We start from the raw sequence: 1,198 nt of genomic DNA, 5'->3' as shown, positions 1-1,198 counted from the left end.
ACCGTCAACCCTGATGGGTTTCGCGGCGGGGTCGTAGTCCAGGTCCGGCAGCCATGCCTTGAACTGGCGGGTCCCCTCCGTCCACTGGCGGAGGTACAGGTGCGGGGTCGCGTAGTCACCGGGAGCGGTGCGGACCTCGGTGATCTCGTTGAACGGGATCACCCGCACCTTCACATCCCCGGTCCGGGGGTTCACCCAGTGCCCGGCGAACAGGTTCCCATCCGAGAACAAGTCATGCTCACGCTCGATCGCAGCAGTGTGCCCGAACCAGGCCCCCGTGTTCCCGACGTCCTCCACGAACTCGCGGACCACATCATCGACCAGGGTCGCGGCCTTGTCCACGCCGTCCACGTACCCGGTGATGGTCACACCCTCACCGAACACGTAAGCAGCACGCACGGTCTTCGCGCGCACGAACATCGGGTGGGAGTCCGCGAAACCCCGCACCAGGTCAGCGTTCCCCAGCAGCGTCGCGTGCGCGGGCGCATCCGTGTTACCGGCACCGATGAGCGCCCATCCACGGTCCTCCCGCTGGAGATCCCGCAATGACTCCTCGGCCCGTTCCACGGCGAGCTGCATGTTGGCCCGCTCGACGGCGAGCGTTTCAGCGTCCACGAACGCCCCACCCTCAGTCATGTCAGGGATACCGGCCGGGTCAGCGCTGGTCATCGGCCCCCCCTTTCCGGTGGGTTAGTAGTCGTCACGCCAATCGCCCGGGTCCACCTCATCGAGGGGGTTTCCGTGCCCGGTGATCGGGTTCAGCAGCAGCTGGTTGAGTGCCTGAGTGAGCGCGTCAATCGTGTCGTCGTGCGCGGAATGGGGGAAATTCAGGGCCTCGGAACGGAGGTCCTGAACGTTGGGCAGCAGTGCGGCAACGGGCAGGTGCACGTTCTTCGCGTGCACGAACGGGGACACCGCATGAGCGCGAGTCACCTTCCCGCCTTCCGGGTTCACTGGGATCAGCCCGGGGATGCGGCGGCGGAGGTGGTTGATGACGGCCGGGCCGTTGGCCTTGTCCTCAACGAACTTCGCGGCAGCTTGCGGCCACTTCGCGGTCATCGCTTCAATGGCCTGCACCTGCCGGTCGAAGCCCATGCGCTCCCGCACCTGGTCGAGCAGGTATGCCTGCCCACCGATCCGCAACCACACCTGCCCGACGGTGAAGTCGGCTGTGCCGGTGTCTTTCACGGACAGGTCC

At 66.3% G+C, this 1,198-nt stretch carries 2 protein-coding genes; both read right to left on the bottom strand.

Annotated elements, in window-relative coordinates; all coding sequences use genetic code 11:
* On the bottom strand, positions 1-669 hold a 669-nt coding region (locus UN64_RS19875), incomplete at its 3' end, for a hypothetical protein (RefSeq protein WP_139343240.1).
* Between the two features lie 21 nt (positions 670-690).
* A partial coding sequence (gene terL, locus UN64_RS19870) for a phage terminase large subunit (protein ID WP_171978992.1) occupies positions 691-1,198 on the bottom strand: 508 nt, incomplete at its 5' end.

The organism is Fictibacillus arsenicus (assembly GCF_001999465.1).
GTDB lineage: Bacteria > Bacillota > Bacilli > Bacillales > Fictibacillaceae > Fictibacillus > Fictibacillus arsenicus.
This window is presented reverse-complemented; position numbering and strand designations above follow the sequence as displayed.